The sequence below is a fragment of the Glutamicibacter sp. GQ173 genome, from assembly GCF_059759215.1.
Map to the genome: position 1 here is coordinate 123963 of NZ_JCAXDT010000008.1, position 20477 is coordinate 144439.

The window sequence follows — 20477 nt, forward strand, 5'->3', positions numbered from 1 at the left end:
ATTTGGGCAATGCCCTTGAGCTGGTACGGCTTCGATGCCACCGTGGCATCAGGAGGAGATCACCATGAACAACCAAGACGTTCTCAGCAAGCAGCAAATCAGCGACTATCTCAAGGACCTGCCGCACTGGCGCGAAGTGCCCGGGGCCATCGCCGCGGTCTTCCAGGCCAAGACCTCGGCCGCGGCCATCGAGCTGTTCAGCGATATCGCCGGGGCCGCCGAAATGGACCAGCACCACCCGGACGTGGATTGGCGCTATGACAAGGTTTTTGTCACCACCACCTCGCATGATGCAGGCGGCAGGGTGACCACCCGCGACATCGCCCTGGCCAGCAAGATCTCCGAGCATGCCGAAGCGCTGGGCATCGCTGCCCGCCCGGAACTGATCAGCGTCGTGGAAGTCTGCATCGACAGCGATGATCCGCTGCAGATCGCCCCGCAGTGGGCCGCCGGGCTGGGCTACCGGGTGATGGAGGACGGTTCCCTGGTGGATCCCCACCGCAGGCTGCCGGCCATCTGGTTCCAGGAAACAGCGTCGCCCAACCCGAACCGGTTCCATCTGGATATCTGGAAGCCTTATTCCGAAAGCTCCGGGGTGCTGGATACGCTGCGGGAGCAGGAAGCCGGCCTTGATCACCAGCATGCGCCGAGCTTCGTGGTGGCTACCGACAGGCAAGGCAACCGCTTCTGCATCTGCACCGAGCGGGAGCGCTAGCGGCACCGGCGCTCGCCGTACCTGTCGCCGGCCGCGTTCGGCAGGCTGCCGGCCAAGGCAGAGCTTGACAGCAACTGAGTCAGCTGGGACCTTGGGCTGGACGCTGCTTGGGGAGTTGGCAGGACAACCAGTGGGCGTTGCACAAGAAATCACCGCTTCGATAATGGTGCAGCTGCCCTGGCAGACCGAGCCCTACAAGCATTTCCACCGGCATCCCGAACTAGGACTGCAAGAGCATGGGACCTCGGCGCGGATCGCGTCGGCGCTCGGTGCCCTGGGCTATGAGATCCACAAGATCGGCGGCACCGGAGTTGTCGGAGTGCCGGCCAACGAGGCCGGGCCGGTGGTGCTAGCCCCGCGCCGATATCGACGCCCTTCCGGTCACCGAGAATACCGGGTTGGACAATGCCTCCGGCGTCCAGGGAGCCATGCATGCCTGCGGCCGCGAAGATACTCGCCGAACACCAGGAATCCGGGTCCGGCAACCATATCGCGCTCTTCGGGCCGCCGAGGAAACCGCCGCAGGCGCCAAGGCCATGGTGGCCGACGGGCGGGTGGAGAAGATCCCGAAGCCCGACGTGGCGCTGGCCCAGCACGTGTTGCCCGTGGAAGCGGGGAAGACCGGCACCACCGCGGGGCCGGCCCTTTCCGCAGACGACAACCTGCGCATCACCATCTGCGGGCACGGAGCCCACGGCTCGATGCCGCACAACTCGGTGGATCCGATGGTCCTGGATTCGTCCATCGTGCTCAAGCCGCAGACCATTGTTTCGCGTGAAACCCGGCCCGGGCAGTTCGCCGTTTTGACCGTGGGCGCGTTGAACGCCGGCAGCGCCGCGAACATCATCCTGGATCGGGCCCAGCTGCTGCTGAACATCCGCAGCTATGATGTTGCGCTGCGCCAGCACATTATTGATTCCATCGCGCGCATGACGCCCGGCAAATGCCAAGCTGCCGGCTCGCCGCAGGAACCTGATTTCGAGTTCTACGACCAGTTCCCGCTGACCGGCAACGACACGGTGGCCAACGACCGGGTCACCAAGGCCGTCGAGGCCCACTTCGACCAGAGCCAGGTCTAGCAGGCCGACCCGGTCACCGCCTCGGAAGACTGCAGCACCATCCCCAATGCCTTCGGCATCCCTTACGTATACCGCACCGCGGGCTGCGCGGATCCGGATGCATATCGGGCCGCGGCGGCCGAGGACACCGTTGCCTCGAAGATCGCGGCGAACCACTCGCCGTTCTTCGCCCCGGTCATCAACCCAGCACTTGAAACAGGAACCCGCACCCAGGTTCTGGCCGCGCTGGCCTACCTGGGCGCGGGAGCCGTAAACTACGCAAGTGGCGCTAGGCTACCAGGGCGTAGAGCAACCAGCACAGCGCAAAGCTCATGACACCGATGGCGGTGGCAATCACCGTCCACGTCGACAGGGAAATCTTGGTGGAGATGCCCAGGAAGCGGCTCACCAGCCAGAAGCCCGAGTCGTTGACGTGGGAGAGGGGGATGGAGCCGGAAACAATGGCGACAACTAATGCAGGCCAGGGCCAACGGGGACTGGTCGCCGGAGGCGGAGACCGCCGGCGCCATGAGCCAGGCCGCGGTGGTGTCGGCCACGGTGGCGGAACCCTGGGCAACGCATGATCAAGGTGTTCAGGAATCTGGCCAAGATCAATGGCATGCCCACCGATTGCAGGCTGGTCTTGCGCCACGCTATAGCCTTTGGATGTCTCCGCCGTTGATCACGGTACGCCAACGCCAACCGTTGAATTCAATGGGGCAAATTGCTGTGGAACGACTGTTGGCCTTGGCGGATGATCCAGGCCGATTTGCCCGCCCTTTTCTGCTGGAGACTCGGCTTGTTGCTCGCGAGTCAACCGCTGCCTCCAAGTAGCGTCGCAAAGGTAGGCGGGTATTCCTTAGGATACGGATAGCTGTCTGGATGAGGCTAATAATGGCAGGTCAAAAGCTCCGGAAGGCTACTGATTCAGAAATCTTCGTAGGGGTTCGCTGGGCTTAGGCGAGTATCGGTGCCAGCACTACGGGGCTGCGAAGGGACTATAGCGAGCGTCCATGGAGCCATTAAGCGGAACTGGCCTCGATGCATCCCTGATCGAAAGGGCCAGCATGGAGGCTCTCCACTGCGTAGGGCGAGAACATGAGATGAGTTTCTTGTCGTCAGTGTGTACTGGTATCGGTGTGGGAATTGGTCCGGGGATGACGACCCACGATGAGAACCATTTCAGCACTGGCCTCTGGTGGTCATAGGTAGGGTGGGAAAGGGTGTGTACCCGAACGGCGAGATTCCAAATCTCACCGTTCGCGAGCGACCAATGTGGGGCCGGCTGGTGGATAGACCGATGATGTTCATCGTGGAATAGAACCAACAGCTGGGGAATAGACGATACCGTCCCGGATATCTCACTGCTAGTTAGCTAGCAGCACGATATCCGCGACGGTACACATCGCACAATTGGTGCAGGGCCGCTGACGGTTCGAAAGATCTACGGCAGCAGGCGGCCCAATCACCAACTTCTTCAGTTCTTAACCATGCTTACGGTGTTTCCGAAGTAGGATCAGCACGATTCCTGAAGCTAGAGCCAGCGCGGAAATTCCAAGAATAATCCCGCTAGACGTTCCCGTATTGGCCAGGTGTTCTTCCGGAGACCGTGGCGTTTCGCTTGGAGTTGCTTCTGTCGGCGTTTCGCTCGGGGTTGGCTCGCTTGGAGTTGGTTCCGTTGGAGTTGGTTCCGTTGGAGTTTCGCTTGGGGTTGGTTCCGTCGGCGTTTCGCTTGGAGTTGCTTCTGTCGGCGTTTCGCTCGGGGTTGGCTCGCTTGGAGTTGGTTCCGTCGGCGTTTCGCTCGGAGTTGGTTCCGTTGGAGTTGGTTCCGTTGGAGTTTCGCTTGGGGTTGGCTCGGTTGGAGTTTCGCTCGGAGTTGGTTCCGTTGGAGTTGGTTCCGTTGGAGTTTCGCTTGGGGTTGGCTCGGTTGGAGTTTCGCTCGGAGTTGGTTCCGTTGGGGTTGGTTCCGTTGGAGTTTCGCTTGGGGTTGGCTCGGTTGGAGTTTCGCTCGGAGTTGGTTCCGTTGGGGTTGGTTCCGTTGGAGTTTCGCTCGGAGTTGGTTCCGTTGGAGTTGGTTCCGTTGGGGTTGGCTCGGTTGGAGTTTCGCTCGGAGTTGGTTCCGTTGGGGTTGGCTCGGTTGGCGTTTCGGTCGGGGTTGGCTCGGTTGGAGTTTCGCTCGGAGTTGGTTCCGTTGGAGTTGGTTCGGTTGGCGTTTCGCTCGGAGTTGGTTCCGTTGGAGTTGGTTCCGTTGGAGTTGGTTCGGTTGGCGTTTCGCTCGGAGTTGGTTCCGTTGGAGTTGGTTCCGTTGGAGCTTCGCTCGGGGTTGGTTCCGTTGGAGTTTCGCTCGGAGTTGGTTCCGTTGGAGTTGGTTCCGTCGGCGTTTCGCTCGGGGTTGGCTCGGTTGGAGTTTCGCTCGGAGTCGGTTCTACAGGGACCGGCGTATTCTGGACAGCGCCAAAGGTGACTTCTTGCTCTTCTTTGCTGATGGTTACAGCCAAGACATCTTCAGATAAGACGTAGCCCTCGGGAGCTTTGGTCTCCTTCAAGGTGTATTCGCCGAGAGGCAAGTCGAGAACCTTCAAAGCCCCCGCGTCAGAGTCGGCATCTTTCTGGCCATTGTCGATCACTGCCATTGGCTGACCATCAGGACCGGTCAGTTCCCACTCGGATCCCGGCAAGGTATCGCCATGTGGGTCAACTTTCGTCCATAGAACGCTTCCATGGACCTCGGGAGCAACCTGTGCGTTATTGGTCAGAGTCAGCTCGACTCCGGCAGTACTTTCTGGCGTTACCTCGTATGTGCCATCTTCAAGCTTGGCGACCCCTGGGCCATCAAGGGTCCACTCGCTCCAAATTACCCCGTCAATCTCCGGAAGATCGATCTCTTCAACAATGAATGTCGTCCCCAGTGGCTCGCGGTCACTTTTAGTGGGCTGGCCGATTGGAACGGTCATCAACTTCGGAGCCGCGTCTGACCCCTTGACACTGTATTCAACCGTAAAGACTGCGTCATTAACAAGAGCTGAGCCGTCCCCCTCGACAGTTTTAGTAACGGTGAATCGGGTGTATTCCTCGCCTGTGCCCGTGCCGCCGCCTTTAGACTTCACGTGGTGCTGCGAGCTAGTCTTCGTAGATCCAACGACAGCTTGATTGCCGAAAACATCGCCTTCAAGAACTACCCCGTCGGCTTCCGTCCAATACTGAAGACGGTACGTGTTCTGATCGCTCACACCGTGAGCCTCAAATTCAAACGACTTCATGTCTTGCGACCAAGTAACCGAGTAAAGCGATGGGTCGACAACTTGCCAATTTCCAACCAGCTGACCATCTTCAACTGGTCGTTCGATGAGTTGTGCATCGCCCGTGTAATGGTGGTTTTCATGCGTCGGGTCCAGTTGATCCGAAATCCTGAATCCGCCATCTTGCACGAATCCCGCAGGAACAGCGATAGTCCAGCTAAACCGACCCTCGGTATCAGTTTCTCCGCCCCACTTCACTGGATACTCCGGGGCCGTCATGTCCTCGGGGACAATCCCGCCTTCGCCTGGAAGATCGACAATAACGAACTCGTCGCCGACTTCAAATTCCACTTTTTCTTCTGACGTGGACTTGTCTACTTGGACACTCATCCAGAAGGAGCCACCAATATTCTCTTGGTCGCCAACTACGTTGGTCAGAGTGCAGATGACCTCCGGGCTACCTGCATCGGAGACTTCACAAGTTGCCATGACTTCATTGGTCGCAGGGTCGACAATATTGAAGTTTCCCTGACCCCAGCGCGAAAACTCTGCGGGCAGAGTCATGCCAAAGGTATCCCCAGCTTTGGCTCCATTTGGAACAGACCAGTCAGCGGTAATTTTTGCTGATTCCCACTGATTAAGTGGGCCTTCTTGACCATTCTCACGCTCAATCTTGATATTGGAGATAGCGTCAGGATAAGTAACGTTAGTCGCGGCATTTGCGGCTGTCGTTCCGGTTAAAAGAGTGCCGATGACAAGGAACAGGGCTAGAAGCCCCGCTCCATATCTATGCATTGGCCTTGCATGTCTTATTTGGTGCATACCCAGTCCTATTCGGATGCGTGCCATGGGGAGATGAACGGTTGCCACATGGGCAGACGCGATGCGTCTAAGCACATGATTCAGTTTCATTTCCACTCCAAAGCGATCGTTGTCGAATCTAGCGAGCTCGCCGCCGGATAGTCAGTGCGACTAGTCAGTGCATGTGGCAGCGCGAGATCCATCGAGCAAATAGACTTTTGTCTCAATACGGTAGATAGACGATTGCTGTAATCGTGACGCTGTCATAGGAAAGTTCTTGCAAGTTTTGACGTTCTACATCCGCAACGTAGAAGAACGCTCAGCAGGGGAGGCTTAGGTTCAAGACCATTGCCTAATTGATCGCGCAGGCTGCATTGAGCCATCGGTTGAGCCGGATCTAGAATGCAGGGCTTGAATGAGGTGTTTGGTCCAGATTGGTCCGCACGGTTTCTGCGTTCCTACTTGTGGGGTATCGACTGGCGCACCGGCTATTCCGCCACTAAATCAATAAGTTATGATTAACGCCATTACGCCCGGGATTCTGCGGAAAGCAGTTGCTTGGTACTGGTTGAGAAGAATCAATCGCAAGGATGACTCCTACTGTCCTATTGTCAAGCTAGACTGGCAAGCGCCCTTCAATCATCGCGCCCTTAATCCGGAGTGGCGCGGTGCCGGAGAGCCTGATGCCAGCGAGGATTTTCCACATGCTTCTCAAGCTCATCTTGAAACATTCCAAGCCCTATACGGGCTGGATTATTGCCGTTATCATTTTGCAGCTGGCCACCACCATGGCCACTCTCTACCTTCCAAGCCTAAACGCCAAAATCATTGACGTCGGTGTGCGAACAGCTGATATCGATTACATCTGGCGCACCGGCGGACTGATGCTCATTGTCGCCCTGATCCAGGTGGCCACAGCGGTGGCCGCCGTGTACTTCGGGGCCAAGACCGCCATGAGCGTGGGGCGTGACATCCGCCAGTCGGTCTTTGAAAAGGTCTCCACCTTCTCTGCCCAAGACGTGAACAAGTTCGGCGCCGCCACCTTGATCACCCGCGGCACCAACGACGTGCAGCAAATCCAGATGCTGACCCTGATGGCGCTGAACTTCATGATCAACGCGCCCATCATGTCCATCGGCGGCGTGGTCATGGCCATCCGCGAGGATCCGGGGCTGTCATGGCTCGTCTGGGTTTCCGTGCCGCTGGTGCTGATTGTCGTGGGCCTGCTGGTCATCAAGCTGATGCCGCTGTTCCGCGATATGCAGACGCGTATTGATGGGATCAACGGCGTGCTGCGCGAGCAGATCACCGGCATCCGCGTGGTCCGCGCCTTTGTGCGCGAAGAGCATGAGACGCAGCGCTATGACGATGCCAACCAGAAGCTGACCGACCTGGGTGTCAAGGTCGGCAACTTGTTCGTCTTGATGTTCCCTGCGATCACCATGATCCTGCACCTGTCCACCGCGGCAGTGCTCTGGTTCGGTGGACACCGCGTGGATAACGGCGATGTGGAAGTCGGTGCCCTGACCGCCTTCCTGCAGTACATGCTGCAGATCCTGATGGCGGTCATGATGGGCACCTTCATGGCCATGATGATTCCCCGTGCCATGGTTTCGGCCGACCGCATCTCAGAGGTCCTTGACAGTGAACCGTCGATGCAGGATGCGGCAGACCGCGAGGTCCTGCTTCCAGAACCGGGCACCGTTGAATTCAAGAACGTGACTTTCGGATACCCGGGGGCAGAAGCTCCTGTGCTCTCCGATATTTCCTTCACTGCCAAGCCGGGACAGACCACTGCCATTATCGGTTCCACCGGTGCCGGAAAAACGACCTTGTTGAATCTGATCCCGAGGCTCTACGACGCGACGGAAGGCGAGATCCTCATTGGCGGCGTGCCGCTGAAGGAATTGGGCCGGGAGGCTATCTCGCGCAATATCTCTGCAGTGCCACAGCGCCCCTACCTGTTCTCCGGAACCATCGCCAGCAACCTGCGCTTTGGTGCGCAGGATGCCAGCGATGAAGAACTATGGGAAGCATTGGACATCGCGCAGTCAACCGACTTCGTCACCGAACGCGAAGGCCAGCTTGAATCCACCATCTCGCAGGGCGGCACCAATGTCTCGGGCGGCCAGCGCCAGCGGCTGTGCATTGCCCGCGCCTTGGCAGCCAAGCCGATGACCTATCTTTTTGATGATTCCTTCTCGGCCTTGGACGTGAGTACCGACGCCAAGCTGCGTGCGGCCCTGGCCGAACCCACCAAGGACGCAGCGGTGATCATCGTGGCCCAGCGTGTCTCCACAATTACCGAGGCAGACCAAATCCTGGTGTTGGACCACGGCGAAATCGTGGCCAGGGGAACCCACGAAGAACTACTGGAATCCTCGGAAACCTACCAGGAAATCGTGACGTCCCAGCTGAGCGTGGAGGAGGTGGCCTAAGTGGCGAAGAAACAGAAAAATGCGGAGCCAGAGCAGCTTGACAGCGAGCTGGCTGCAATTGACGAATTTGAAGTAGCCGCCGGTGCCGATGACTGGAGCGGTGGTGCTCCAGCTCGCAAGGCCGAGCACTTCTGGCCATCGGCCAAGCGCCTTATCGGCCTGATGTCCCCCTACAAGTGGGGCATGGTCCTGGTCTTTGCACTGATCACCGTGTACGTGGTGCTGTCGGTGATCGCACCTCGCGTTCTGGGCAAGGCCATGGACGTGATCTTCGCCGGACTGATCGGCAAGAACATCCCTGCCGGAACTCCAGCCGACGTGGTCATCGAGCAGCTGCGCGACTCGGGCCAGGGAACCCAGGCCGACATGCTGGCCAAGGTTGATTTCGTGCCCGGCCAGGGCATCGACTTCACCCAGCTCTCGCAGTTCATCCTGATCGTGCTCTCGATGTACTTCGTGGCTTCGCTCTTCTCCTGGGCCTCGGGCTGGTTGCTGAACAAGCTGGTCATGCGCGTGGTCTACAACCTGCGCAAGGACGTCGAGGACAAGCTCAACCGCCTGCCGCTGAATTACTTCGATACCCGCCAACGCGGAGACGTGCTCTCCCGCGTGACCAACGACGTGGACAATATCCAAAATGCGCTGCAGCAGGCCTTGAGCCAGCTGGTGCAGTCCATCATGACGGTCATCGGCATTGTCATCATGATGTTCGTCGTGTCCTGGCAGATGGCCTTGATTGCCTTGGTCGCCTTGCCACTCTCCGGTATTGCCGCCGGTGTTATCGGCTCCAGGGCGCAGAAGCTGTTCACCGCGCAATGGAAGAACACCGGTGCGCTCAACGGCCAGATCGAGGAGTCCTTCTCCGGCCACGAACTGATGAAGGTCTTCGGTCGCGAAGAGGACATGGTGGATCGCTTCACCGCGCGCAACGAAGAACTGTACAAAGCCAGCTTCGGTGCCCAGTTCGTTTCCGGCATGATCATGCCAGTGATGAACTTCGTTTCCTACCTCTCCTACGTCGGCATCGCCGTCGTGGGCGGCCTGCGCGTAGCTTCGGGAGCGATGAGCCTTGGTGATGCCACGGCCTTCATCCAGTACTCGCGCGAGTTCACCCAGCCGCTGGGCCAAATCGCCGGCGTGGCGAATATGCTGCAGTCCGGTGTGGCCTCGGCAGAGCGGACCTTCGAGCTGCTGGATGCCGAAGAGCAGGATCCTGAAGACGCCCAGGCAAGCCTGCCTGAGCGCACCGACGGCCATGTTTCCTTCCAGAACGTGTCCTTCTCCTACACCCCGGACAAGCCGCTGATCGAGGACCTGTCATTTGATGCGGATCCTGGCCACACGGTGGCGATTGTCGGTCCGACCGGTGCAGGAAAGACCACTTTGGTGAACCTGGTGATGCGCTTCTACGAGTTGAACTCTGGGAAGATCATGCTGGATAACCATGACATCACCCAGCTCTCGCGTGCTGATCTGCGTTCCAAGGTGGGTATGGTCCTCCAGGATGCATGGCTGTTTGGCGGCACCATCATGGAGAACATCCGCTACGGGCGATTGGATGCCACCGATGAGGAAGTCATCGAGGCCGCCAAGGCAACCTTCGTGGACCGCTTCGTACGTGCATTGCCTGATGGCTACGACACGATCATCGATGAAGAAGGCACCAACGTTTCGGCCGGCGAGAAGCAGCTGATCACGATCGCCCGTGCCTTCGTGGCCAATCCTTCCCTGCTGATCCTCGATGAGGCCACCAGCTCGGTGGATACGCGTACCGAGCTGCTGGTGCAGCAGGCGATGGCCGCATTGCGCAGCGACCGCACCAGCTTCGTGATTGCCCACCGCCTTTCGACGATCCGCGATGCCGACACCATTCTGGTGATGGAAGCGGGCAAGATCGTTGAGCAGGGCAACCATGAGCATCTGCTGAAGACCCAGGGTGCGTACTACCGCTTGTACCAGTCGCAGTTTGCTGGTCCAGCCGAGGACGTGGACGCGAATCCGGATACTGCAGCGGTGGCCGCGGTGTCCGCCGGAGCTCCTGTGGCTTCCGAGTTGGCTCCGGAGGCCAAGGAGGAAACCGAGTAGTTTTCCTCCTGCGAAGGCCCCGTGTTCTGGCAGTTCGATCTTGCCGGAACCGGGGCCTTTGCCGTGCTAGTCCGGAAAGCCGGCAGTCTGCCAAGGCATGCGATCAGGTCACCAATAGCGCATCTTTCCCCGGATGATGATGCAATGTGATCATGATGCTTAGACAGTTGGAATATCTGGTGGCGCTGGCCAATGAAGGGCATTTTGCCCGGGCGGCCGAGGAATGCGCGGTCTCCCAGCCAGCTTTGTCCGAGGGCATTCGCAAACTGGAAAAGGAATTGGGTGCGCCGCTGGTCAGGCGCAGCCATGCCTTCCAGAGCTTGACGGTCGAAGGGCAGACCGTGCTCAAATGGGCGCGAAAACTCCTGAAAGACCACGAATCGCTGAAGCAGGAAATTGCCCATTACCAGCATGGGCTCAATGGCACCCTGCGCATCGGCACCGTTCCTGCTGCCTCTTCCACCGTCGCCACGCTCACCGACAAATTCGCCCGGGCCTATCCGGAAGTGGGCATCAATGTCCAGGCGAGTCTCCGGTCGGAAGAGATTATCCGCCAAATCAGGAACTATGAGCTGGACGCGGGCCTGATCTATGCGGAGCCGCAGGACGTGGCCGGGTTGCTGGTCTATCCGCTCTATGCCGAAGAGCATGTGCTGCTCACCGCGACGGGTGTACTCGCCAAAGACGCGGTGGTTTCATGGAGCTCGGCCTTGGAGTTGCCATTGTGCCTTCTCGACTCATCCCTGCGGGGACGCCAAGTCCTGGACCAGACCCTCAGCCAGCATGGCTTGGAAGTTGCCCCGCGCATCGAATGCGACTCGATAGTCACGCTGCTCGCGCATGTGTCAACGGGAAACTGGGCCAGCATTGTCCCGCGCCAGTGGCTGCCTCCGTTGGGTGCCCTTCCCGGAATCGAGCTGACCCGGCTGGATGATCCGCAGGTCACTTCGCAGATTTCTCTGGTGATGGAAGATGACAATCCGTTAACTTTGATGACGCGAGCGCTCCAGAAGATTATTCTTGAAATTCTTCCTACGACTAATGGCGCTCCCAGTAGTCTTCATAACTAATAATTATTGGATCATCGGATCTGATTGTTGGATTTGATCAAGGCATATCCCTGAACCTAGAAACAGGCCCGATCTCACGACCGACTCGGGCCATGCGACGGGAGGCGGGATAAATCAATGGAACGAGGCAGCGCTTCAGTTCTCCGGGGGCCAAGCAAAGGTGGCAACGGGCCAGATTCCACGCTGTTCCCAGAGCTGCGCTGACGATGGGCAGAGCAACGCCGCTCCTCACGGCCATCCGAAAGTCCACGCCGAAGCCCGCTTCGTTTATTGACTGGCAGCGCTTTGCCATGGCGCACAGCCCGGAGATCCGTCCGGCAGTTCGCTTTGGCCTGGGCCTGGGGATCCCCGGCAGCGTGCTGCTGGCAACAGGCCGGACAGACCTCCTCGCCTACGCGGTTTTCGGCTCCATCGTCGGAATGTACGGACGCGCTCCGCACCGTTGGCAGCGGCTGAAGAACCAGCTGCTCGGGGCGGCCATGATGCTCTGCGCGGGAATCTGCGGAATCGCCATGGCTCCTCTGGGATTGCACGGGTGGGTGCTGCTTGCCGGAGGAATGTTCTGGTCAGCCTTCAGCTCGGTGATCGCCGATCGATATGGGATCAAGCCAGGCGGAGCCTTCTTCCCGCTTTTTGCTTTTGGCGCTTTGGGGACCTTGCCGGTGGGGGAACTGCCCGCAGTGGACGGACTTGCTGCGTTCGTGGCGACCGCAATGTTCAGCGTCCTGCTCGGCCAAGCCGATCGATTTGAATCGACGGGCGAACGCTGGAGGGGCGCCACAGTGATTCCCTGGCCCGCCATCCTGCGCAGGGCAAGAACCTACCTGCTGGTGATTTTCTTGGCTGGAGCTGTCGGGATCTTTCTGAACGTGGAACATCTCCAGTGGATCCTGGCCGGGGCGGCCGTTCCGCTGGCCGCTGGCAATGCCCGAGGGCGCTTGCGGCGAGGCGCTCACCGGCTCGCCGGCACCCTGGCTGGCATTGGCGCGCTGTTGGGAATCAGCTACCTGGCGCCCAGTGAGGCGGTGATCGGGTGCCTGATCATTCTGCTGATGTTCCCTACCGAAGCCTACATGGCCAGAAACTACGGGCTTGCCCTCAGCTTCTTCACCCCGCTGATTATCTTGATGCTCCAATTGGCCAATCCAAAGATCGGATCACAGCTGGTGTGGGACTGCGCCATGGGAAATCTGCTGGGCGTAGTGGTCGGCATTGCGGCGGCCGCCGTGGTTGAACGTCGTCCTTCATCCACAAAAGGCTAACGTGGGCGAAGCGCGGAAATCGAACAGCAGCATGAACCCCGATGAAAAATAAGACAAATGAATTCTATTAAATAGCCTGAGGTCTACCCGAATCCGGCTGTCAGGACATAAGCTGTCCTTGAACTCGCATATTTTCATCGAGGAAAGGAAAAGAAAGCATGTCTGACGCATCCGTGCCTACTGTGGGCGCAAAACTTTCGGCAGAATTCTTGGGCACCTTTGTGCTGGTCTTTGGTGGCTGCGGTTCGGCCATTTTCGCGGCAAAAGTCATGGCAGATGAATCCGTCAACATGGGGATCGGATTCATGGGCGTTGCTTTGGCCTTCGGCTTGACCGTATTGGTCATGGCCTACGCCGTCGGGCATATCTCCGGCGGGCACTTCAACCCGGCGGTCACCCTGGGCACCGCCTTCGCAGGCCGTACCCCATGGAAAGACGTGGCACCATATATTGTCACGCAGATCATTGCCGCCTCGGCCGCCGGCGCGGTGTTGTTCTGGATCGCCTCGGGCAAGGATGGCTTCAGCGCAGTAGATTCAGGTTTCGCCTCCAACGGCTACGGCGATCGTTCTCCCGACGGCTATTCTCTGGTAGCGGCCTTGGTTGCTGAAATCGTCCTCACCGCCATTTTCCTCTACGTGATCCTGGGATCCACCGACGAGCGCGCGCCCAAGGGCTTTGCCCCGATCGCCATCGGCCTGTCGTTGACCCTGATCCATCTGGTGTCGATTCCGGTCACCAACACCTCGGTCAACCCGGCTCGTTCGCTGGGCGTAGCCTGGTTTGCCGGTCCAGAAGCCTTGGGCCAGGTCTGGCTGTTCATCCTTGCGCCGATTATCGGTGCGGCTATTGCCGGCGTCAGCTACAAGGTCTTGTTCCCGGCCTTCGTCAACAAGGGCCGCGAAGGATTCGACCGCAACTAGGTTCTAATCTTCTCCAGCCCTTAACGCCAGCTCTCTGCGCCCGAAGGCGATCACTGCTCATGCGGCGATCGCCTTCGGGCGTTCTAGCCCCTGGGAACCGGCAAGGACAGCGGTCTGCGTCTGCTCGCTCACGGTTGAGGCAAATCCATAGGCAAGCCGATTAGGCTTGTACCATGCAACAATGGCCAGAGCACCCAGTTCGATACATGGCTGTACGGCCCAGGCAACGCGTCTTCAACGCCGGCAAGTTCAGCAAGGGCGACGTGTGGACGATGCTGGCCTACCTGGTCTTTTTCATTGGGGGAGCAGCCGGGCTGATTGCGCTCATCCCGGGCTACATGACAGCGTTCGAAACCCAGGAGCAAGCGCTCTTCGGCATCAACCTGATCCTGTACGTCTGCTTCTTCATTCTCGCGATGATCCAGTGCGGTCCGCAGTTCTTCGATTCCTTCAAGACCATGCGCTACCACCCGTGGGCGAAGTGGCTGATGCTGCCCGGAGGCTGGCTGCTGACCATCATGGTCAACGCGATCATCGCAGGACTTACCGGCCAAGTGGTGACCAGCGAAAACCAAGCCGCCTTGGAAGGCATGGCCACAACCGTGCCGCTGCCCGTGATGCTGGTCGTCACGGCGCTCTTTGGCCCGTTTGTCGAGGAATACTTCTTCCGCCACCTGCTGATCGGCAAGCTGTCACGCAAATTCAATATCTGGATTTGCCTGCTGTTCTCCACCGTCCTCTTCGCGGGGATCCACTTCGTCGGCGCGGGCGTAGGGTCCTGGCTGGAAGTCGTCCCCTACTTCATGCTCGGCATCACGATGGGCCTGGCCTACATCCTCAGCGGCAAGTCGATGGCCTACTCATACCTGCTGCACGTGCTGAACAACACCGTGGCCCTGCTGGTTGTCTACCTGCTATACCCGCTGCTCCCTGCAGGAATCTAAGCAGTGTCGTTCGCAGGGCATGAACCACGCACCCCGGCCTACCGCGGCATGCTGCTGGCGCTCTTTGCCAGTGGTGTTGCCACATTCTCCCAGCTATACGCGGTGCAGGGGCTGCTGCCAGTCATTTCCAATGATTTTCAGATCAGCTCATCCCAAGTTGCGCTAGCCGTCTCATCGGCAACCTTGGGGCTGGCCCTGGCAGTGACTCCATGGGCTATCATTTCGGACCGGATTGGCCGGCGGAAGGTCATCTGCGCGGCCTTGATTGCCTCGGTGCTGCTGGGATTGCTCAGCACCCAGTCGCCGAATTTCGAATCGCTCGTTGTTATCCGCTTCTTCGAAGGCCTTGCTTTGGCCGGTGTGCCCGGCTCTGCTTTGGCGTTCCTCGTCGATGAAGTCAGCCCCAGGGCGGTTGCCGTAGCCAGTGGCACCTACATCTCGGGAACCACCCTCGGCGGCCTGGCAGGACGTCTGGTGGCCAGTTTCGTCGGAGAGCCCGCGGGGTGGCGGTGGGGGATCGCCGCGGTGAGCATCATGGCTGGACTGGCCACGCTGTTCTTCTTGCTCAAAGCTCCCGCAGCCCAAGGCTTCGCACCCATTCGGGAGCAGAACCTCAAGGCGATCGCCGCGAAGTTCGGCCAAGCGCTGCGCGGGAAGATGATCCTGGTCTATGCCCAGGGCTTCTTGCTCATGGGCGGCTTCGTCGCGGTCTACAACTATCTGGCGTTCAGGCTGGAAGCGCCTCCCTATCTCATCCCGTCGTCTCTGGCGGCCCTGGTGTTCTTGGCGTATCTGTCTGGCACCTACACCTCGGTGGCCAGTGGGAAGGTGGTGGCCAGAATTGGGCGCCGCAATACGCTGCGCCTGAGCATCTTGTGCAGCGCTGCGGGGCTGGCCTTGACCCTTGCGGGCAATCTCGTAGTCATTGTTGCCGGGCTGCTGGTCTTCACCGCGGGCTTCTTCGCGGCACATGCGGTGGCCAGCGGCTGGGTTCCAGTCTTGGCCTCCGGCGCCCGCGCTCAGGCATCGAGCCTCTACAACCTGTTCTACTACGTTGGTTCCTCGGTGCTGGGATGGCTCATCGGCATCCCGTTCATGCACTATGGGTGGGGCAGCGTGGTGCTCTCGGTGGTCGTGCTGCAGGCGGTGGCGATGGTCTTGGCTTCGTTCCTCTCCAAGCGCGATCCATCTTTGGGCAAAGCCTAGATATTCCACAGGAGGAATATCTGAAATCCCCGCCAGATCAGGTCAGATGGTCGAATTCTCCCGACACCCAGCGGGCGTATCGATCCGCGGAAAACTGGACAATTCGCTGCGCATCCGAGCGGACGCAACTGGCGAAGTTGTTGTAGAGGCGGTCAAATTCGAGCTCTTCCAAGCTTTTGGCCATGCGGCGCACCACGGGCGCCGAAAGCGGAATTCGGTTGGGGTAGCTGCGCAGAAAAGTCACGTTGCCATCAGCCACCGGGAAGATGGCATCTCCAGCCAAGAGCACACCACGCCCATCGGCGCCGGCCTGCCAGCAGGCGATGGTGCTGCCCGGGAAATGCCCGCCCAATTGCTTCAGCGTGATGCCGGGCAGGACTTCAAAAGCATCCTGCCAGAGCTTGATCGCCGAAGATGAATACTGGACCCACCGGGCATCCGCCTGTGCCACGTAGATCGGGACGCCGCCCAGGGCCTGGCTGTACTTCTGCTGCACCCCGTACATGTGCGGATGGCTGGCAACGATCCCGGCCAACCCGCCACAGGACTGCAGCCAGGCGATGATCTGGTCGGTAATCAGCCCGGGAACATCGAAGAGCAGATTGCCGCCGGTGGTCTGAACCAGCAAGGCGCTTTGCCCAATGCCGATTTCCGGGGAGGCGATGGCCGTCAGCCCGGGTTCAAGTTCCGTCAGGGTCAGCTCGTGGCCGTCCGCCACCAGATCACCGGTCCGAATCCAGCGTTGGGTGCCTCCGGGAATGTATTGGCGCTCGTCGGCGCAGATCGGGCACAGCCCTTCAGGCTGCGCGCCCGGCGGGAACTCCACGGCGCATCCTGCGCACTGCCACTGATCGAGGTGCTCTTGGCTCATGGGCTCTGCTGCTCCTTCTGGCCGCGTCCCCACGGCCTCTTAGGTTGCTTCCAACCTAATGCGTTTCTACTCCATCCGGTAGACGGCATCTGCCTGAGGCATCTCGCCCAGCGATATTAAATGGTGAAAGGGCTTTGCGCTTCGTAGAGTGGGAAGCGTGAGTTCCTCAACCCCCATCGAATCCCCGAAGAACATTTCCCGGCAGATTCTGGCCCTGGCAGTTCCTGCCCTTGGCGCGCTGATCGCCGAGCCGCTCTTCTTGCTCGCCGATTCGGCCATCGTCGGCCACCTTGGCGTGGACGAATTGGCGGGCGCTGCCCTGGGAACCACGGTCCTGCAGACCGCGGTGGGACTGATGATCTTCCTGGCCTATGCCACCACCCCTGCGGTGGCGCGCGCTATTGGCGCGGGGCGTCCCGGGCAGGCGATGGCCGCCGGACGCGATGGCATGTGGTTCGCGGTGGTCCTGGGCGTGGTGCTCTCAGTGCTGGGATACCTCACCGCCAGGCCCCTGGTGCAGGCCATGGGTTCCGAGGGGCCGGCTACGGATTTTGCGGTGGACTATATCCACTATTCGCTGCCGGGGCTGACCGCGATGCTGCTGGTACTGGCTGCCACCGGCGTCCTGCGCGGAATGCAGGATACCAAGACTCCGCTGGTGGTTGCCACCGCCGGTTTTGGCTTGAATATCGTCCTGAACTTCGCCCTGGTCTACGGGGCGCAGATGTCCGTGGCCGGTGCCGCCCTGGGCACTTCGATTGCCCAATGGCTGATGGCGGCGGTCTACTTGTGGATGCTGTTGCCGCGAATCCGCCAACAGGGGATCTCGCTGGCGCCAAGCTGGGCGGGGTTCATTTCCACCGGGCAAGTCGGGTCCTGGCTGATGCTGCGCAACCTGACCATGCGCGCGGCGTTGCTTTTAACTGTTTTTGTCGCCACAAGCTCCGGCACCCAGACCCTGGCCGCGCACCAGCTGGTCTTCACGATCTTCAGTTTCCTGGCCTTCGCGCTGGACGCGCTGGCCATCGCGGCCCAGGCGATGATTGGCCAGGAACTGGGCCGCGGGGATGCTGAGCGCGTTCGCAAGCTCACTGGCATCATGAGCCGCTGGGGGATCTACTTCGGTGTAGCCACTGGGCTGCTGCTGTTCGCCACCTCATGGATCTTCCCGATGATGTTCACCCCAGATGAGCAGATCCGCCAACTGACCACGGTAGGACTGTGGGTGCTGGCCCTGTCCCAGCCCTTGTGCGGACTGGTGTTCGTGCTCGACGGGGTGCTGATCGGCGCCGGGGATGCCCGCTACCTGGGCCTGGCCAGCGTGGTGAACCTGGTGGTCTACGCTCCGATGCTCTGGGCGGTCTTGGCCTTCACCAGCGATCCGCGCTCGGCAATCTGGTGGATCTGGGTGGCCTTTGCACTGGGATTCATGGCATCTCGTGGCATCACGCTGTGGGTGCGGGCCCGCGGAACCGCGTGGATGAGGCTAGGGCACTAGCCAAGAGGCTGCCAGCTGGTTGCCCGGACCACGACTCTTCTATTCCTAGCCCGTCCACTGGATCTCTGGCAGACATGTCGAGACCTGGGCTGCCATCACCTCGCCACCATCGTGGCGGCATTGCATGAGCTGAATCGGGCCACACGCCCTGCTGATGAACGGATCGCCCTGCAGGGCGGCGCTGCGGCCGCCCTGGGAGCGGCGAACAAGTGCTGGGCCGCCAACTGCCTCTACATCGACCCGCCGGTGTGAGCCGGTCCGGGGAAGAATCTGGCTAATCCGTAGAGGAGCTCCGGATTCCACCATGACCAGTCATGCCCGCCGCTCAGCGACTCGAAGTCCACTTGGCCTGCCGGCGGAAATTCGCGCAGGTGCTCCATCAGGCGCAGGCACCCCTCATGGATATCCGTTTCATAACAGCCAGCCTGGATCAGCACCGTGCTGTGTTCCGGCAGCGCCGTGATGCTCTTGGTGAGGTCGGTGTGCCAGAGGGAAGGAGACTGGGCGAGCGCGCAACCCACCAGATGCGGGTAGTGGCAGAGCATCAACAGGGCCGCAAGACCACCAAAGGAAGCACCATTAATTAGCACGTCGTCGCGGCGCAGGGAGATCCGGTAGCGGCTTCGTGCCCACGGCAGGAACTGCTCCGCAATTGACCTGGTGGTTCCCCCGAGCATGGGGAGTTCCTCGCTCCGGATCTGGACTGTGGTGCTGTCGATGAACAGCACATGCAGCGGGGCAAGCTCTCCGGATGCAATGGCGGCATCCAGCGATTGAGCGGCCGCAAGGTACCGGGCGTAGGTGGCACCGTCGTGCACAATGGCCAGTGGCGTCGGCCCGTCCGCCTGGGCCGGCACGTACATCCACAGATTCCGGGAGCGATGGCAATTTTCATCATAAAGCTCGTGATGATGCAGTCGAGGGTGCGTGGTTCCAGGTGCTTGTCCCGGATCTCCCCAGCCGCCGACCGCAGGACCGGGGCGATTCCGGTCCGGGGTCGCAGCAGCCAGCGAGCCGGGAATCCGGCTGGCAGGGGCGTAGGCCAAGGACACCGGGGCGCCATTCATGCTTGCCCCCACCAACTGGTTGAATTCATCGATTCCGCCAGCGTCGGCGGCCAGCCGGATGGGCCGGCGCCCGGTTTCGGTGCGCCAGGCGGGCAGGCCCGCGCCACGGTGCGTCGTGATGCGGTAGCCAGCACGCCAATCGGCGGGAACCTGCAAGGTGACAGCCCACAAGCCGTTCGCGATTTCCTCGAATTCGCTGGCGTCGAGATCACGGTGATCCACCAGTGCATTGGCCGACAAGATCGCTGCGGCCAGCGGTGCTGGCTGCCCATGATCGGCCAGCAGGAAATGGGCATACACCAGGGCCGGATCCTCCGCTGCCTCAAAGACCGGGGTGCGCATCTCGTCATTGTGCAGGGCGTGCTTCCAGGCGCGTAGTTCTCCAGCTGACCGAGTGTCACGCAGGTAGCCATAACAGCGCAGGGACCCTGGCGCGGTGCCGGGCCTAGTGCGCATGTTCTTCATGGCCGGGACGTTCGTAGGCCATCTCGTCGGCGACGCGGTCATGGTCGGAATCATAGGCGTAGGACACCTCATCGAGGGTCCGGTGCCAATAGCCGATAATGAGGCGGTTCGCTTTGGGGATTGCGGTCTGCGCGGCCCAGGACCGGGCAAATCGGACCACCTCGGATTCGGCCGACACCCACAGGTGGATCTGCTGCGGGTGCGAGACGTGGTAGCTTTCCATGGCGTTGACCAGATGGCGGGTACTGCCCGCTGGGGCACCGGCGCGCGAAAGCCAGGTGATGCGCATTCCTGCCGGCGCGCGCAGCTCGTGGATCTCCTGGGCGTCGGCCACCTCGATGAACACCTCGCCTTCCTGGTTCTCGGGCATCTGCTCAAGGGTGTCGCTGATGGCTGGCAGCGCCGTTTCATCGCCGAACATCAGCGCTGTGCCCCCGGGCTTGAGTACTCGTCCGCCGCCGCCAAAAGCGCCGAGCCTGCTTCCCGCACTGATCCTCTCCACCCATGCGCTGGCCAGTCCTTCGTCGCCGTGGCGGACAAAGTCGATGGCCATCCGCGAGGCTTCGGCATCAAGCCAGCGAACCGTGTAGGTCCTCACCCGCGAGCGCTGGTCTCCGGCAAAGGCCCACCGCCCGGTGCTGGCGTCGCGCTGGGGAAAATCCAGCTCTTGCCCGGGGCGGGGGAAATAGATCTTGATATTGGGGACGGCGGGCCCATCGGCGGCGTAGGAGCGAACGCCTTCCCCCTGGAAGATGACGCGGCGCATCCGCGGGGTGTAGTCGAGAATCTCCTCGACGATCAAGGTATGGGCACTCATGGAGAGGACTCCTTCGGG

General features: G+C 60.4%; 17 protein-coding genes. 12 read left to right on the plus strand and 5 right to left on the minus strand.

Features of this window, described 5'->3' with window-relative positions; translation table 11 throughout:
• Positions 1-64 precede the first annotated feature (64 nt).
• Entirely contained in the window at positions 65-715 is a 651-nt protein-coding gene (locus AC6CHO_RS13615; RefSeq protein WP_498215676.1) for a 4a-hydroxytetrahydrobiopterin dehydratase, read from the plus strand.
• A 398-nt stretch (positions 716-1113) separates the two neighbouring features.
• Complete coding sequence (locus AC6CHO_RS13620) at positions 1114-1794, plus strand: peptidase dimerization domain-containing protein (RefSeq protein WP_498215678.1); 681 nt, start codon at positions 1114-1116, stop codon at positions 1792-1794.
• A gap of 268 nt (positions 1795-2062) precedes the next feature.
• On the opposite strand, the gene AC6CHO_RS13625 is transcribed toward AC6CHO_RS13620, so the two are convergent.
• Complete coding sequence (locus AC6CHO_RS13625) at positions 2063-2236, minus strand: GntT/GntP/DsdX family permease (protein WP_498215883.1); 174 nt, start codon at positions 2234-2236, stop codon at positions 2063-2065.
• Here AC6CHO_RS13625 and AC6CHO_RS13630 point away from each other — a divergent pair.
• Entirely contained in the window at positions 2235-2357 is a 123-nt protein-coding gene (locus AC6CHO_RS13630) for a hypothetical protein (protein WP_498215891.1), read from the plus strand. The two genes, AC6CHO_RS13625 and AC6CHO_RS13630, sit on opposite strands and share 2 nt — an antisense overlap.
• A 900-nt stretch (positions 2358-3257) precedes the next feature.
• On the opposite strand, the gene AC6CHO_RS13635 is transcribed toward AC6CHO_RS13630, so the two are convergent.
• Complete coding sequence (locus AC6CHO_RS13635) at positions 3258-5924, minus strand: Ig-like domain-containing protein (RefSeq protein ID WP_498215680.1); 2667 nt, start codon at positions 5922-5924, stop codon at positions 3258-3260.
• Between the two features lie 593 nt (positions 5925-6517).
• Here AC6CHO_RS13635 and AC6CHO_RS13640 point away from each other — a divergent pair.
• From AC6CHO_RS13640 to AC6CHO_RS13670, 7 genes are all read left to right on the plus strand, one after another.
• Positions 6518-8251: an ABC transporter ATP-binding protein gene (locus AC6CHO_RS13640; protein ID WP_498215682.1), complete on the plus strand. Its 1734-nt coding sequence runs from the start codon at positions 6518-6520 to the stop codon at positions 8249-8251.
• Positions 8252-10336 carry an ABC transporter ATP-binding protein gene (locus tag AC6CHO_RS13645; protein WP_498215684.1) on the plus strand — a complete coding sequence of 695 codons (2085 nt, stop codon included), beginning with the start codon at positions 8252-8254 and terminating at the stop codon, positions 10334-10336.
• Between the two features lie 152 nt (positions 10337-10488).
• A complete protein-coding gene (locus AC6CHO_RS13650; protein WP_498215685.1) occupies positions 10489-11406 on the plus strand; it encodes a LysR family transcriptional regulator in 918 nt (305 codons plus the stop codon).
• Between the two features lie 206 nt (positions 11407-11612).
• On the plus strand, positions 11613-12668 hold the full coding sequence (locus AC6CHO_RS13655; protein WP_498215687.1) for an FUSC family protein: 1056 nt from the start codon (positions 11613-11615) through the stop codon (positions 12666-12668).
• A 158-nt stretch (positions 12669-12826) separates the two neighbouring features.
• Entirely contained in the window at positions 12827-13591 is a 765-nt protein-coding gene (aqpZ, locus tag AC6CHO_RS13660; protein WP_498215689.1) for an aquaporin Z, read from the plus strand.
• Positions 13592-13764: 173 nt separating this feature from the next.
• Positions 13765-14535 (plus strand): CPBP family intramembrane glutamic endopeptidase, encoded by a 771-nt coding sequence (locus AC6CHO_RS13665; protein ID WP_498215690.1) that lies wholly within the window; start codon positions 13765-13767, stop codon positions 14533-14535.
• 3 nt (positions 14536-14538) lie between these two features.
• Positions 14539-15741, plus strand: a complete 1203-nt coding sequence (locus tag AC6CHO_RS13670; RefSeq protein WP_498215692.1) for an MFS transporter — start codon at positions 14539-14541, stop codon at positions 15739-15741.
• 37 nt (positions 15742-15778) lie between these two features.
• On the opposite strand, the gene AC6CHO_RS13675 is transcribed toward AC6CHO_RS13670, so the two are convergent.
• Complete coding sequence (locus tag AC6CHO_RS13675; protein ID WP_498215694.1) at positions 15779-16612, minus strand: MBL fold metallo-hydrolase; 834 nt, start codon at positions 16610-16612, stop codon at positions 15779-15781.
• A gap of 157 nt (positions 16613-16769) precedes the next feature.
• On the opposite strand from AC6CHO_RS13675, the gene AC6CHO_RS13680 reads away from it, so the two are divergent.
• Together AC6CHO_RS13680 and AC6CHO_RS13685 are read left to right on the plus strand one after the other, a co-directional pair.
• Positions 16770-18110 carry an MATE family efflux transporter gene (locus tag AC6CHO_RS13680; RefSeq protein ID WP_498215696.1) on the plus strand — a complete coding sequence of 447 codons (1341 nt, stop codon included), beginning with the start codon at positions 16770-16772 and terminating at the stop codon, positions 18108-18110.
• Between the two features lie 120 nt (positions 18111-18230).
• A complete protein-coding gene (locus tag AC6CHO_RS13685) occupies positions 18231-18362 on the plus strand; it encodes a hypothetical protein (protein WP_498215698.1) in 132 nt (43 codons plus the stop codon).
• On the opposite strand, the gene AC6CHO_RS13690 is transcribed toward AC6CHO_RS13685, so the two are convergent.
• Entirely contained in the window at positions 18341-19642 is a 1302-nt protein-coding gene (locus tag AC6CHO_RS13690) for an alpha/beta hydrolase-fold protein (RefSeq protein ID WP_498215700.1), read from the minus strand. The two genes, AC6CHO_RS13685 and AC6CHO_RS13690, sit on opposite strands and share 22 nt — an antisense overlap.
• Complete coding sequence (locus AC6CHO_RS13695) at positions 19623-20459, minus strand: siderophore-interacting protein (protein ID WP_498215701.1); 837 nt, start codon at positions 20457-20459, stop codon at positions 19623-19625. Before AC6CHO_RS13695 ends, AC6CHO_RS13690 begins: the two co-directional genes overlap by 20 nt.
• Positions 20460-20477: the final 18 nt, after the last annotated feature.